The 14680-nt window shown below is 53.5% G+C and carries 10 protein-coding genes; 5 read left to right on the top strand and 5 right to left on the bottom strand.

Features of this window, described 5'->3' with window-relative positions; genetic code table 11:
* Window positions 1-120 precede the first annotated feature (120 nt).
* The 3 genes from A6R74_RS20380 to A6R74_RS20370 all read right to left on the bottom strand — a co-directional run bounded on the left by A6R74_RS20380 (window position 121) and on the right by A6R74_RS20370 (window position 3936).
* Complete coding sequence (locus A6R74_RS20380) at window positions 121-1341, bottom strand: hypothetical protein (protein WP_064236291.1); 1221 nt, start codon at window positions 1339-1341, stop codon at window positions 121-123.
* A gap of 116 nt (window positions 1342-1457) precedes the next feature.
* A complete protein-coding gene (locus tag A6R74_RS20375) occupies window positions 1458-2435 on the bottom strand; it encodes an HAD-IIB family hydrolase (RefSeq protein ID WP_064236290.1) in 978 nt (325 codons plus the stop codon).
* A gap of 538 nt (window positions 2436-2973) precedes the next feature.
* Complete coding sequence (locus A6R74_RS20370) at window positions 2974-3936, bottom strand: OmpA family protein (RefSeq protein WP_306460310.1); 963 nt, start codon at window positions 3934-3936, stop codon at window positions 2974-2976.
* 244 nt (window positions 3937-4180) lie between these two features.
* Here A6R74_RS20370 and A6R74_RS20365 point away from each other — a divergent pair, with 244 nt between their 5' ends.
* The 3 genes from A6R74_RS20365 to A6R74_RS20355 all read left to right on the top strand — a co-directional run bounded on the left by A6R74_RS20365 (window position 4181) and on the right by A6R74_RS20355 (window position 6042).
* The gene (locus A6R74_RS20365) at window positions 4181-4846 is read left to right on the top strand and encodes a hypothetical protein (RefSeq protein ID WP_251041046.1); all 666 of its coding nucleotides are present in this window, start codon (window positions 4181-4183) and stop codon (window positions 4844-4846) included.
* Window positions 4847-4850: 4 nt separating this feature from the next.
* Complete coding sequence (locus tag A6R74_RS20360) at window positions 4851-5441, top strand: FlgO family outer membrane protein (protein WP_064236288.1); 591 nt, start codon at window positions 4851-4853, stop codon at window positions 5439-5441.
* An 85-nt stretch (window positions 5442-5526) separates the two neighbouring features.
* Entirely contained in the window at window positions 5527-6042 is a 516-nt protein-coding gene (locus A6R74_RS20355) for a GNAT family N-acetyltransferase (RefSeq protein WP_064236287.1), read from the top strand.
* On the opposite strand, the gene A6R74_RS20350 is transcribed toward A6R74_RS20355, so the two are convergent.
* Window positions 6035-6355 carry a DUF6916 family protein gene (locus tag A6R74_RS20350; protein WP_064236286.1) on the bottom strand — a complete coding sequence of 107 codons (321 nt, stop codon included), beginning with the start codon at window positions 6353-6355 and terminating at the stop codon, window positions 6035-6037. The genes A6R74_RS20355 and A6R74_RS20350 overlap by 8 nt on opposite strands.
* A gap of 55 nt (window positions 6356-6410) precedes the next feature.
* A complete protein-coding gene (locus A6R74_RS20345) occupies window positions 6411-6956 on the bottom strand; it encodes a phage tail protein (protein ID WP_064236285.1) in 546 nt (181 codons plus the stop codon).
* 941 nt (window positions 6957-7897) lie between these two features.
* Between A6R74_RS20345 and A6R74_RS20340 the strand changes: the two genes are divergently transcribed.
* A complete protein-coding gene (locus A6R74_RS20340; RefSeq protein WP_064236284.1) occupies window positions 7898-13894 on the top strand; it encodes a DUF4347 domain-containing protein in 5997 nt (1998 codons plus the stop codon).
* Window positions 13895-13913: 19 nt separating this feature from the next.
* Complete coding sequence (locus tag A6R74_RS20335; protein WP_064236283.1) at window positions 13914-14621, top strand: outer membrane beta-barrel protein; 708 nt, start codon at window positions 13914-13916, stop codon at window positions 14619-14621.
* The last annotated feature ends 59 nt before the right edge of the window (window positions 14622-14680 follow it).

Genomic DNA, 14680 nt, shown 5'->3' with positions numbered 1-14680 from the left:
AACCAAACCTTAAAAACCGCATTTTACAAACATGCACTGCGTAAGAGGCCAGCTACCTTGGGTAGCTGGCCTCTTTAATGGATGAACGGTTTTTGAAAAAATGATTAACAACCTGAACGGTTAAACCTTGCCCTGGTTATCCAGCTCGACTGCCTCGTGCATACGCGTAAGCAGATCCGGCACCGCGGCTTGCACCCGATTCCAACTGGGGATAAAGGGCCGTTCTCGAGGGTTATCCATAAACAGATTACCTGCTTCAAGTAGGTTGCTGGCAAACAACTCCACAGCCTGCTCTTCACTGTGGCGGTCAAGGCTCAGCCCGTTCATGGTGGCATCGTGATCGTAGGCTTCAATCAAATCCAGCGCGAAGCGGTAGTAGGTAGCTTTCAGGGTGCGGAAATCTTCGCTGCTAAAGGTAATACCCTGGGTGGCTAGTTTACGATAGAGCGCTTTTGAGATATCCAGACTCATACGGTTTAAACCGCCGTTGGGATCATCTTCGCTAACCGGCTGATGTTTATGGTCGTAGGCATCGGCAATATCTACTTGGCAAAGCTGGCGCAGGGAATAGTTGCGCTGCAGCTCCGATAAAACACCAATCTCCAGCCCCCAATCCGCCGGCATACGAATTCCCTCAAGCACTTCGCTGCGCATCGCAAACTCTCCCGACAACGGATAACGAAAGCTATCCAGATAATCGAGGTACGGCATTGGCCCGCAGACGGTCTTCAGCGCCCGCAGTAACGGCGTGACTAACAGTCTAGAGACGCGGCCGTTCAGCTTACCCTCGGCAATGCGCGGGTAATAGCCTTTGCAGAAACTGTAGTTAAAGTTGGGATGGGCTACCGGGTACATCAAGCGCGCCAGCAGCCCTCGCTCGTAGGTCAGGATATCGCAGTCGTGCAACCCCACCACCTTCGAGCGCCCAGAGGACAACATATAACCTGCGCAGTACCATACATTGCGCCCCTTGCCGGGTTCCAAAGCGCCTAACCCGTGCTCTTCCAACTCTGCATCCAGGGCGCGCAGGCGTGGGCCGTCGTTCCATAAAATGCGAGTATGCTGTGGCAAGCGTGAAAAAAAATCACGAGCGTATAAAAATTGCTCTCGATCAGCGCGATCCAAACCAATGACAATTTCATTGAGATACGGGACTTTAACCAGCTCGTCAACGATTGCCGACAGTGCAGGCCCTTCCAGTTCCGAAAACAGCGATGGCAGAATCAATCCCATTGGCCGTCGCCGGGAAAATTGACAAAGCTCCTGTTCAAGCGCCTCCACCGTGCGCCGGGTAAGGTTGTGAAAGTCGGTAATAATTCCGTTCTGATGAAAGTCACTCATGCGCTTACCTATCTGGATTCAAAGACCTGGATTCAAAGACCTGGATTCAAAGACCTAGAGTCAAAGACCTAGAGTCAAAGACCTGGATTCAAAGAACTGGAATCAAAGATCTGTTCTCAAAGAGCTGCACTTAAAGAACTGGATTCCGAGAACACAGCATCACCCTTCACCGCCGTCGCTAAACGGCGGTCGTCTCGCCCCCACCAGTAGGCCACCCCCTCGGCCCAGCCGGTCGGCCCGGTTGCCTCGGTGCGGTAGAGCGAAGCGTTGCGGGGTTCTACGACTAAATCGTGGCAACCACGGATTACGACGGCTTGATCGACGGCTTCGAGCATAGTGATATCGTTTGGCCCGTCTCCTAGCCCCAGTGAAAGAGGCGTTCGGCCTCTTAATGCCGCAAAGCGCTTCACCAACCACTCGACGGCATTGCCCTTATCAGCGGAGAGCCCCATAACATGCCAAAAGCGCCCGCCTTGAGTAAGCTGTAGTCCATCCCCTTCTAAAGCGACCCGAAACGCTTCCAGAGCCGCTTCGGTGTCCTGCCACAGCAACGGTTCACTGCCTTCACGCTGCCTTGCGTCTCGGGCGCGAGCTGCATCAAGCCCGGTAAGCTCCATCACCTCTGGCACACTCAGTTCCCCCATGCGGGTAAAGCGAATATTTAGACGCTCACGCCACACCTTAAGCCGGGCACGAATAAAGCCAATATCTACCCCCGGGTGCTTGATAACGACACCATCGCGTCCACTCCCCGGGCGGTCTAAGCGTGCATGGCACCAGCCTGGCGGCAAACCAATCACTGCACCATTTTCAGCGATAAATGGCGTTGCCGTGAGGCCCAAGGCTTCGCGCAGGGGAATCAGCTCGGCACGGGTTTTACTGGTCACCGGAATCACCGGCACTCCCATCTGTTTTAAGCGGGCAAGCCAGGGGGCCGCAGGGCTGAAGTCATAACTGTGATGATCGAGCAGCGAGCCATCAAGATCGGTCACTACCAGCCGTGGCTGCAGAGCGGGATCAACCGAAATCGGCGCTTCCAAAGGCATTGATGCGGAGGATGCGGGGGATGCTGAGAGACGAGCGGATTCAGGCATGGCACTACCTCTTGTCGGCCTTAACGCATTGTTCAAGCAGTATAGCTAAACCACCTGACGAGCTATGACCAGCTATTAATTGGCTATCAAGAGCGAAGCAATATATAAGCCAATACGGAGAAGCTCCTATTCATCAGAAGGTTATATGGCAACTGAAGGCGTAAATAAATCGCAAAACCTGTAAGCACCAAAAAGAGGCAGCCTGAATGCACTAAAAAAGCGCATGAAACAGATCGGTGCACTTGCGTTGCTGTTTGCTCTCCAAAAAAGCATTAGCATTAACTAAAGTGATAATAAGGCTATAAAAAAACGTCACAGCACTTGGCAACGCCCTAGAAATAGCTATACTGAAATTGTACCCACTGGTCATCCTGTACACCCCTCACCTGATGCCAGTGGGCTGCAGTGAGCCAAGCCCTTTAATGCCCGCCTCCCCCGGCGGGCTTTTTTTTAATATTAATTTAATACTTTTGTACGTGAATATTTTTGTACGTGATATTGTTGTACGTGCTCAGATCTGCATGTGATCAGAGACTCGCTACTCGACATGAATCACTACTTCAACCCGCCGGTTGCGTGCGCGCCCTTCCGCTGTGGCATTATTCTCAAGCGGTTTAGTGGCCGCCAAACCCACGGCACGCAGGCGTTCAGCGTCGACACCCGCCGCTTCCAGTGCTTCCACAATAGCAATCGCACGGGCACTAGACAGTGCCCAATTAGACGAGAATTCATCAGTGCTAATAGTCTGACTATCCGAGTGGCCCTCAACCCATACTTCGCCATCGTAGCGCTGAATAGTTTCCAACAAACTACCCACTAGTGACGACCCGTCATTGGTCAGCTCGGCCGTTGCCGAAGGAAACAGCAGTTGATCCTGCACACGCAGACTAATCCCCTCAGCCACTCGTGACACTTCAACGCCCTCCAGGTCGGGTAGGTAGGTAGACTCTTCAACGCGCTGGGAGAGCGCCTGATCCAGGGCAAGTGCCCCCGAGACTGACTCATCACTCACTGCTTGCACATTCACCGGGGGGCGATCAGTTAACACCACCATGTAGTCAGCTAAGGGCGATGTAAAATCATCGCTGCCCGCGGGCATCAACAGTTTGGGTAAAGAAATAACCGGTTCAGCGGGCGGCAGTGGTGCTGCCAAAAGCGGTGGGACACCGACGCTGACTCGCCGAGGAAGATCAGTCAACTTGGGCAGCCCGGCGACGCCTAGCGCCGCACTGATGGCCATAGGACTCAATCCTTCAACGCCCCAACGGGCGACACCCACCCGCTCAGTGCTTACCTGGGCCAAAGCTTCGGGCAGCGGAACGCCCAAATTAGGTAAGGGTGCGTCAGCATCTTCACTCATATTATTTGTCTGGTTCAACTGAGGAATAACCGGCCCAGCAGCGGCAATAATGACCACAAAAAGGGCCACCAGTAGGGTCATGATATCGAGATAGCTGATCATCCAACCGCTCCCACTATCACTCTCATGATAGGCCGACATTAGCGAATCATGGCGCGGACCGCTGCGATGATCTTCAAGCATTGGTGTTATCGCTCATTCAAGTTTTTAACCTCGTGGCCGATCTAGCTAGGTATGATGAATTAGGCATGGCAAACTAAGCATGGCGAACAGTCTATCAAAAGCCGTTTTGTAGCGAAAAAGGAACCAGCAGGTGCGCACCCGTCCCAGATTATTCCCATTACCCTATTTCATACGTCCTGTCAGCTTGGGGCTGGCAAGCTTAATGCTCAGCGGCTGCTTTTATGCCAATACATCTCAAGCGCCGATAGCCACTACTTACCCCTACACTGAGCAGCAGCGTATGCAGGCTGCCCACCACTGGGATGTGCTGGCCCGCCATGAAGCTACCAGCATTTTGCAACGCGAGCGCGTTCGTAATCGCGATTTACACATTAGCGAACCCGACAGTGAAGCACTGCACGCCTACAGCGGCGGTGAATTTGGGCGCGGCTTTCGCGCACTGCTGACCAGCGAGCTGGTCTCACGGGGCGCCAACCTCACCACCGTCCCCACTGCAAACAGCGCCAATATCACGTTTAATGTCGAAGTCGTCGAACACCGTGATCGCGGCTTTATCCGCCCTCCCGTCGGTGCTTTTACCGCACTCACCGCGGGTATCGCTGTGGCTACCATTCCGTATAACCAGTGGGCAGAACCTGCACTAGGGTTAATCCCCGCAGGCATGCTTGCCGACACCACCAGCGGTAGCTGGACGCACACCGGCAATGAAGAGATTATCGTGACCACGCAAATTATCGATGGCGAACGAATTCTCTACTCTTCGTCCAACATTTACTACATCAATGCCGGTGATCGTCGTCAATATGCCCCTCACCGCGTGCCCCAGGCACCTACCACACCCTCCGTTTCCCTTACAGATACGTGGTAATTTCATGCTGATTACACTTTTCGCTGCTCGGCGCGCTCGCTCTATCAGCCATGCGGCCCGCGGGATGGCCATGGGTATTACGCTACTGTTACTGGCTGGCTGTGGCACGCTGGGTAATGCTAACAATAGACCCGCCGAACCGGAACCCGATCTGTCTGAATTGGTTCATGCCGCTGCCGAGCAGATGGTTGCCAGTAACCCAGAGCTCACGCGCTATAGCCCCATGATTGCTGCCACCTTTGTGAGCATCGACAATCTAAGCCAATCGTCGACACTGGGGCGTATCAGCTCTGAAATTATGGCGTCCGCCCTGGCCCGCCAGGGTATGCAGGTACGCGAAGTTAAAATGCGCGACAGCATGTTCATCGAAGAGAGCGTGGGGGAATTAATTCTTTCACGGCAAGTTCAGCGCCTAACCGCTCAGCACAACGCCCGTTCAATTTTAATGGGCACCTATGCACAGGGCCAGGACTACGTCTATGTGAGTGCTAGGGTAGTGCGGGCAGGCGATGCCATGGTACTCGGCAGCGCCGATTTCCGCATGCCGCTTAATAACAACACCCGCAGCTTGTTAGAGGGCCAAGGGGGTTGGTGAGCACTCACCATTTTTGGCAAGCTCACGCTTATCTTGTAGTGGTGGGCGATTCAATCAATTTATATCCTTAGGCAATGGCAAACAAATGGCGGGCATAGGCAGGCACTTAAACGATGGGCTGCAACTTCGGCCCTCTAGAGACTCTGATCATCTTTTTCTCGAAGCGCTTTATCGTGATATTCGGCAAGACCTGCAATTGGCGTTGGCTGATCAAGATGTCATTGAGGCCTTGCTTGAGATGCAGGTGAAGGCGCAAGCGGTCGGTTATGGAACCGCTTACCCCAATGCCTTGTATTATATCGTCGAAAAACAGGGCGAGCGGATCGGCCGAGTTACTGTGGATTTCGGTGCCGATGAAGTGCATATTCTTGATCTCGCGCTAATCAAGGGGGCACGTAACAAGGGCTATGGGGCTGTTGTTCTTCGGGCAGTCCAGTCAGCAGGGGCTCAAGTGATGAGCCCCGTTTCCCTCTCCGTCGACCCGTTTAATGTTTATGCCAAACAGCTTTACCAGCAGTTAGGGTTCCGCTTTGAAAGATTAATGGGGGCAGTGGAACGTTGGGTCTGGTATCCGCAAACGCCCTCGTCAAAAATTAGTTAAAGACAAGTTGATACCAGGGCCGTGGGTCGCCACCCATTGGGGGTAACACACGGTTAATGTAGACGCCTTCCAGCGTTGCAGCGTCGCCTAGGCGCAAAACCCCGGTAGCGCTGGTAAAACCAGCCTCGTCTTGTTGCCCAGACAGAAGAACACAGAAAGGCTCCCGCGCCTCGCCCGATCCCGGCACTTGGCAGTCGGGGCGGCTTTCTACTTGCTCGACCGTGAACTGCATCGAATGTGTTGGTGTTACTTCAAAAACACACACTTTTCCCTGTAGCGGCTGAAAATCCGCCGCTGTAATGGTGCCTAACATCGTGACTCCTCTGTGGGTGGCCGAACCCTCACGCATTCGGCCACCGCAACTTGTCCTATGGGCGGGATGGAAAGATACCCTGTAACGCAATACTAAAGTTCAGGGCAAGATAAGGGTTCATTACGTTAAACGGTTGACTCCCTCCGCTACTGCCCGTTTGGCCATTGCCTAACGCAACTGTGCCAGAGGGTGTGCCACGGAAATAATTGCTCACAGAGCTGCTAAGACCCGTTTTCCCGCTGGCTAAATAATCCCCTGTGGCAGGCGTGGCTTGATTGGCGCTCTCCGGCGTTGTCATTGCCCCAGCGGCATGCGTATGGTGAGGCATTTCATTAATAGTCAGTGTGCGGTTTTCCGCTCCAGCTTCCTCGCCGATATTGACATTTCCCATGCCCGCTCCATGACCTTGCCCTCTGGGCATTCGCCCTCTCAGATCTGGCAGGTTAAAGGTGGTTTGACCGTTGCCGCCATAAACAACGCCAAGCAAAGAGTAGAGGGCAGTATTCTGTGAAATAGACAGCTGGGCACCATTGCATAGTCCCCAACCCACGGGCGCCCATGCAAAGCCTAACATTTTGATTTCCCCGAGAAACGGATCCATAAAGCACTCCTTGTTACTGTTGTAATAAAAATGCCTTTAATAAGGCATCGCGTAATGCTTACGGTGGCTACATTGTCCACTCGTTATTAGGCCACTAACCGCTGCGCGTTAGTTGAGTGGGCAACCCTGCTGCACGTTCTAGTACCATAGCCTCATTAAACCTAGCAGTAAAATCTTGCATACACTTAGGCCAACGACTATAATCTTAGTACTTATTTGGTAGTTTCCTCAATGAACCTAGATTGTTTTTCTGTGGTAAGAAACTAAAAAACTGCATAAGTAGTAGCAAGTAGAAAGTAGCAAGATAATCTAAATAAGAAAAATCTAAAAAATAAAATAAAACTTAGGATGCTTCACAAAACATCAGGAACCTTTGATGTAGCGAAGAGCGCGATCACATGTTTCTGAACGTGTAAAGATGGGCCTAATCGAGCGACCAGCTCATCCTGTAGTGTTGAAAACAGTTTTTAAAACAGTGTTGGATGCATCTCTCTCCCTGTGAGCGTCTTTATATCAATCACAGGTAGTAGTAGCTTACTCAGTGACGTCTGTGGTATTAAGCATTTCAGCTTAGATGCCGCAGAATCACAGTATCAGTTGGGTATCAGCGAAATCACTAGAGCGGCCACCCATAGCACAACGGATCACTTCAGTATCAGCTTCTTGCAACCCCTTGTCAGCGACGTGCTCTTGCAAGACCCTGGAGCAGAGGGCTGCACGAGGAGCATTAAGATAGGTATTACAGCACTTCGGGGCGCTATCGCTGGCGGCGGCACCTCTGACCTGTCACTTGCCTGCTACCGGGTCGACGCCGTATAAAAAAACCGTCTAGAAAAGCGATATAAAAAAACAAGTAGAACAAAGATTTAGAAAAAAGACATAGAAAAAAGCTAGACAGCCCTATAACCAAATATCTATACCACTTAAAGAGTGTACTCTTTATGAATACTCCCACCCGCCAAACGCACCCAATCCAATCGAATGGTCGTAACGAAGTTATCTTCCTCGACCCCCGAGTTGACGATTATCAAACACTGCTTAACGGTGTGCCCGTTGATACCGAGGTCATACTGTTAGACCTCAACACCAGCGGCGTTGAACAAATCGCCCAAGCGTTAGCACAGCGCGGCGGACTTGACGCTATCCACCTGATTTCCCACGGTAGCGAAGGGCGTATAGCACTGGGCAGTAGCACACTGAATAGCGAGACTTTACCAGGCTATGTCAGCTTCCTGGAGCAGTGGGGCGAAGCCTTGGGGCCAGACGGCGACATCCTAATTTACGGCTGTCATGTTGCTGCGGGTCAGCAGGGCCTGCGGTTTTTGGAAGAGTTAGCACGGGTGACAGAGGCGGATGTGGCCGCCTCTAATGACCTAACAGGGGCTAGTGATCTCGGTGGAAATTGGGATCTTGAACAACACATAGGTTTGATAGAAACAGACGTTTTTTCGCCTGTATACGAGCTATTTCAGTCGACCCTGTCAATATTCAACGAGAATTTCGATAGTGTTGGCCTTATCAATGAAGACCCTGTTACGTCAATAAACATTGGGAACTGGACGTTTGCAATGGATGGTGCTGATAGGATAGCCACCCCCAATGCTTCAGACTTCACGGTCAACTTGAATAATTCAGGGGATCCTAATGACCGAGTAATGCTGATGAACTATGCCAACCCAGATATTCGGCAATTCAGCTTCTCTTCGACCGATGGATCTGAATTTGATCTTGCCTCGGTTGCAATTGGCATAACCGAGGCAACGACTGATCCTGTCGCCACTATCCAGGGGTTCCGCGACGGTGCCGCAGTAACCGCTTCGGAATCACTTGACTTTACGGCTTCCGATACACTGGGAAACGTCTACTATACCTTCAACGCCACCACTGCTGGTGGTTCCTTCGGAACGTTAAATTTTCAGTCTGGCTATGACAACGTTGATGAGATCAGGATTACATTTAACTCCCAGGTCGTCCTTGAAATGGATGACATTGTCGCGTCACCGGTTATCACTAACAATAGCCCTATTTTTGAAAATACGGATCCTGGGAATCTTTCCATTGATGAAACGTTCGCCAACGTCTCTTTCGTTATTCACGATGTGAATGCCAACGATGGAGATGGTGGCGCCACGGATAGCGTTACTTATTCCATCATTGGTGGAACCGGCCAAACAATTTTTAGTATCGATGGGGATACTGGCGAGATTCGCCTAAATGCCACCGGTGCAGCAGCGCTCGATTATGAAACCGCCACTAGCTATACCTTAACGGTGCAGGCCGATGACGGTGAAAGCAGCAACAACACCACTGCTCAAAATATCACCATTTCGGTTAACGATGTCGCCCCGGTCGTCACCTCCGGCCAATCCTTTAGCGTTAACGAGAGTGATGCCAATAGCACCTCTATAGGCACTGTCGCTACCACGGGCGACGATAACTCGGTGGCCTACTCTATCGTGTCAGGCAACACCGGCAACGTCTTCGCTATCGACAGTACCACTGGCGAGATCACCCTGAGCGATACCAGCCAGCTCGATGCCAGCGCTACCGGCAGCTTTACGCTTAACATACAAGCCACTGATGGCACGACACCCTCGACGCAAAATATTACCATTAATGTCGTTGATGACGTGGCGCCCAGCGTTATCAGTATCGCCCCCAGCGGTTCACCCGCGACCAATGCCGACTCAGTAGATTACACCGTTACCTTTAGTGAAGGCGTCAGCAATGTATCGGCCGACGACTTCGCCCTCATCTCCACCGGTACGGCATCTGGCACTATTAGTGCGGTTGCTGGCAGCGGTGACAGCTATACGGTCAGTGTTACTGGTATTAGTGGTGCGGGCGACCTGCGTCTTGATCTTAACACTGGCACCGATATCGATGATGGGGCGACTAACGCCCCGGCAGGATACACCAACGGCACGGCCCTCAACGTTGACCGGGTACAACCGACGGTCACCAATGTCACCTCTCCGACGGCCGACGGGACTTATAAAGCGGGTGACACCGTTGACATTACGCTGACCTTTAGTGAAGCCGTTACGGTGAACACGGGTGCCGGTACGCCACAGCTAACGCTGGAAACCGGCACGACCGATCGGGCCGTTAGTTATACCTCGGGATCTGGCACTAATACGCTGATGTTTAGGTATACCGTCCAGGCCGGGGATGAAACCAGCGATCTATCATTGGCGGGTAGCGAGATCATCCTCAATGGCGGCTCTATAAAGGATGCGGCAGGTAACGACACGGTGGTTACCCTGCCCGCGCCGGGCGATGCTAACTCGCTGAGTAGCAATAAAGATATTGCAATCGATGCCGTAGTGCCCAGCGTTTCCAGCATTGCGCTCAGCGGTTCGCCTGCTGCTAATGCTTCCTCAGTGGATTACACCGTGACATTTAGCGAAAACGTCAGCGGTGTCTCTATCGATGATTTTACCCTCTCCACCCTCAACGGCAATGCGTCGGGCACCATCGCCGCCATCTCTGGCTCCGGCAGTAGCTACACCGTCACCGTAGAATCACTCACTGGCGACGGCACTCTGCGCCTTGACCTCGACAGCAATACGAATGTGCAGGATGCAGCGGGGAATATGGCGATCGCCTATACCAGTGGTTCGGCACACAGCGTTGATCGGGTGACACCGAGTGTGACCAACATCACCTCAACGAATGCCGACGGTACTTATAAAGCGGGCGACACTGTTAACATTACCTTAGCATTCAGTGAAGCCGTAACTGTGAACGGTACACCGCAGCTGACGCTGGAAACCGGGGCAACGGATCGCACCATAGATTATGTGGCTGGCTCAGGTACCGACACGCTGACATTTGCTTATACCGTTCAGGCAGGTGACGAATCCAGTGATCTGGCGCTGGCAGGTACCGGAATCATCCTCAATGGCAGCTCAATTCGCGATTCAGCAGGCAACGACACCGAACTTACCCTGCCCACACCGGGTACCGCCAACTCGCTGAGCGCCAACAAGAACATCGTTGTTGATGCCGTAGCCCCCGTAATCACCAGCGTTTCTATACCGAATAGCAGTCATAAAATCGGCGATGCCGTGACGGTCACCATTAGCGCGGGAGAGGCAGGCTTATCGCTGGACGCCGGTACAGTGAACGGAGTTGCGGTCACCGATTTTACCGATCAAGGCGGCGGCACCTATACCGCCACTTACACGGTACAGGAGGGGAATACATCCCGCGCGCCAGGCGACGTCATTCCCGTTAACGTTGTGCTGTCCGATGCGGCGGGCAATAGCTCCAATGCTTACACCACCGCTATCAGCCAGAGCGCTGATGCCATCGACGCTGCTCGACCTCTTCTGGATGGCGCTATCGTACCGTCGCTCACCACCATTACTGACGACCAGATCGGCAGTGGCCGCTTTACCCTGACATTGAGCTTCAACGAAGCGATGGATACGGGCGTCGCACCGACGATCACGTTCCCAGTAGAAAACCCCACCAACACTCTGACGTTTAAATCGGGCAACTGGGAAAATGCCACTACCTATATCGCCACCTTCGACACCGCCGATGCTAATGAAGTGATTAATAACGTGGATGTACGAGTCAGCGGTGCTCAGGATGCGGCGGGTAATACGCTTGTCGCCGTAACACAAAATGACCTTTTCAGCGTGGTGACCGGCACGGCCCCAGGCATTCAAGCGATTACCTCGCCCACCGCGGATGGCACCTTTGCGGTAGGCAGCAGCATTGATATCACCGTCATGTTCGATAAAGCGGTTGATTTTGCTGCCAACGGCGGCGCACTAACGGCCACGCTCAATACGGGGGCTACGATTCTCCTCACCAATAGCGATGCCGCTAACCAAACGCAGTTTAGTGGCCGCTATACGGTGCAAGAAGGCGAGACAGACACCGCTGGGCTTAACGTCGCCTCACTAAGCCTGACGGGAGCAGCCACGCTGGTCGCCCACGATAACGGCATACCGGCGAACCTTGATACGTTACCTAGCGGACAAAACCTTGCCGACAGTGCAGCATTCGCGGTTGATGCGAACTCTCCCGCTACGGCTTCAGTACCCACGTTAGCAGTTGCTTCCGATAGCGGTGTGAGCAATAGCGACAACCTCACCAACCACACAACGCCCACCCTCACCGGCACAGGGGCCGAAGCGGGGGCTACCGTGACGGTACGTGTCGATGGCATCAACGTGGGTAGCGCCACCGCCAATGGCAGCGGCACCTGGGCCTTCACCTTGGCCGAAGGCGACCTGAATGAAGGCATCAACGCCATTGATACGGTTGTTAGCGACAGCGCAGGCAATACCAGCAGCGCGTCGGCGGATCTGACGTTGACCCTGGATACTACCGCGCCCACTGCCAATGACGACACGACTGCCGTAGTGCGCGAAGATGCGGGGGAGGCTCCGCTGACAAACGTTAGCTCAGCAGGCGACAAACTCACTGCTAACGACACAGGCGCAGACGATACAGCCCCTGTGACCGCTGTGAATAACCGTGCCGATGCGCTGGGCAGCGCGGTGGCGGGCAGCAATGGCGGGCGCTTTATCGTCAATGCCGATGGCACTGCACACTTTGATCCCAATGGTGAGTTCGACGCCCTTGCCCATGGCGAAACACGTACCACCAGCGTTACCGTCGATGTTCAAGACTCAGCGGGTAATACCAGCACTTCAACCCTCACGGTGACAGTGGCAGGGGTTAACAATGCGCCGACCATCGCCACCAACGCAGGCCCCAGCGTACAAGCGGGGCGTAGCGTCACACTGACGACTGCCAATTTAAATGAAGGCGATCCGGATAATGAGGGGTCAGAGCTCACTTATACACTGAGTACCCTGCCAACGTCCGGCACATTATTACTTAACGGCACTGCCTTGGCCGCAGGAGAGACTTTTACCCAACAAGACATCGACAACGGCCTAGTGACATTCACAGCGGGCAGTAGTGCGGGCAATGCCAGCTTTGATTTCACCCTGGCTGATGGCGGTGAAGATGGCGTGGAAAGCGTCTCCGGCACCTTAACCTTCACCGTACAAGCCTCCCCAACACCTGAGCCTGAGCCACAGCCCGAACCTGAGCCACAGCCCGAACCTGAGCCACAGCCTGAACCTGAGCCACAGCCCGAACCTCAGCCACAGCCTGAACCTGAGCCACAGCCTGAACCTGAGCCACAACCTGAACCTGAGCCACAACCTGAACCACAACCTGAACCACAACCTGAACCTGAACCACAGCCTGAACCAGAGCCAGAGCTAGATAGTGATAATGATGGCGTACCCGACAATGACGAGGCTCGCGTGCCCTCTTTGGGGGGAGGAACTGGCGACGGCAATGGTGATGGTATCGCGGACATCGAACAGAATAACGTTTCCTCGGTACCTTTTTTGAATTCACCTACAGCGGTCACAAACCCGTCCGGAGCCCCTGAAATATTTATCACCCTGGAGGCCAACAATGCAATTGGCAGTATTAATGCACCGCTGTTGCGCAATATTCGCCAGTTAGATGCTCCAGAAGATCGGCCTGCCGACCTTGATATGCCATTGGGACTACTCTCGTTTGAGGCTGACACTGACACTATCGGCGGCATCATTGATTTTAGCCTCTTTGTTGATGGCGACCTGGAAATCAATGGCTACTGGAAACAGAATGCTGCCGGAGAATGGGTCAACCTTGCCAGTGAAGCCTTTGGGGGTGGCCTAGAGCAGCTAGATGGCAAACTGCGGCTCGACTTTATACTGCAAGATGGCGGCGAATTTGATAGCGACGGCATTGCCGATGGAGTGATCATTGACCCAGGCGCCCTGGGGTTTCGCCAAACGGCAACGCCTACGCCGGAGCCGCCAACGGAACCCGAACCTGAACCCGCTGCGCCTTTCAACCCGCAAACCCCAGGGCTAGAAGATTTCAGCTGGATCTGGAACGGACTGGGCTAACATTCTAAGGAAACATCACATGCAAACAGCACTTATCTTATTACGCCGCTTGCCTCGTATGGCCTGGCTCACCTGTATCGCTTGCGGCGTTACCGTAGGCCAAGCGCACGCCAGCAGCTACCTGCTGTTGGAAGGCGGCAAGAGCTATGCAGACCTATCCACCCAAACCTTCGACCGCGCCGCCGCGGCCTGGATGGCCAACCCCTCGGCTAGCAGTGCCCAGGTGAATAGCGACGACAGCGACACCCTTTGGCGCCTGGGTGCAGGTTATGCGTTCAGCAAACGATTTGCCGTCGAGCTCTACTACGAAGACCTTGGTGACTACCAAGCCACCATGAACCTGAATGGCAACAGCGGACAAGGTGCCACCGCGCAGTTAAATGCCACCGAAGCCGTCAAACTGAGTGGCTTCGGGGCACAGCTAGTTGGCCAGTGGCCGCTAACGTCCCACTTATCACTACTCAGTACGGCAGGGGTAGCGTACTTAGAAAATGAACGGCGTTACGATGCCATCGTGACCAACTTTAACGCGCCTACCCAAACAACCAATATCAATGATGACCGCCACACATGGTCACCCACCCTAGGTTTCGGGGTTCAGTTCAGTGTCACCGAAGAACTCTCTCTGCGGGGACGCTACACCCGCTACTTTGAGGCCGGCGAAACGGACAACCTACCCGCGTTTGATCTAGATATTATTAGCGCTGGACTCACTTGGCAGTGGTAACGCTAACACCTATAAACTTCTGCAGGGGAAATATACCACCGGCCTGACTTTCTTCTTGA

The organism is Halomonas sp. ALS9 (assembly GCF_001651035.1).
Lineage (GTDB): Bacteria > Pseudomonadota > Gammaproteobacteria > Pseudomonadales > Halomonadaceae > Vreelandella.
The sequence above is the reverse complement of the archived record's forward strand: the minus strand, read 5'-3'. Positions and strand labels throughout refer to the sequence as shown.

Excerpts from the sequence above, each read along its gene's own strand:
- A6R74_RS20375 (WP_064236290.1), bottom strand. The coding sequence starts at position 2,435 with ATGCCTGAATCCGCTCGTCTCTCAGCATCCCCCGCATCCTCCGCATCA.
- A6R74_RS20335 (WP_064236283.1), top strand. The coding sequence starts at position 13,914 with ATGCAAACAGCACTTATCTTATTACGCCGCTTGCCTCGTATGGCCTGG.
- A6R74_RS20365 (WP_251041046.1), top strand. The coding sequence starts at position 4,181 with ATGCTCAGCGGCTGCTTTTATGCCAATACATCTCAAGCGCCGATAGCC.
- A6R74_RS20380 (WP_064236291.1), bottom strand. The coding sequence starts at position 1,341 with ATGAGTGACTTTCATCAGAACGGAATTATTACCGACTTTCACAACCTT.
- A6R74_RS20360 (WP_064236288.1), top strand. The coding sequence starts at position 4,851 with ATGCTGATTACACTTTTCGCTGCTCGGCGCGCTCGCTCTATCAGCCAT.
- A6R74_RS20350 (WP_064236286.1), bottom strand. The coding sequence starts at position 6,355 with ATGTTAGGCACCATTACAGCGGCGGATTTTCAGCCGCTACAGGGAAAA.
- A6R74_RS20370 (WP_306460310.1), bottom strand. The coding sequence starts at position 3,936 with ATGTCGGCCTATCATGAGAGTGATAGTGGGAGCGGTTGGATGATCAGC.
- A6R74_RS20340 (WP_064236284.1), top strand. The coding sequence starts at position 7,898 with ATGAATACTCCCACCCGCCAAACGCACCCAATCCAATCGAATGGTCGT.
- A6R74_RS20355 (WP_064236287.1), top strand. The coding sequence starts at position 5,527 with ATGGCGGGCATAGGCAGGCACTTAAACGATGGGCTGCAACTTCGGCCC.
- A6R74_RS20345 (WP_064236285.1), bottom strand. The coding sequence starts at position 6,956 with ATGGATCCGTTTCTCGGGGAAATCAAAATGTTAGGCTTTGCATGGGCG.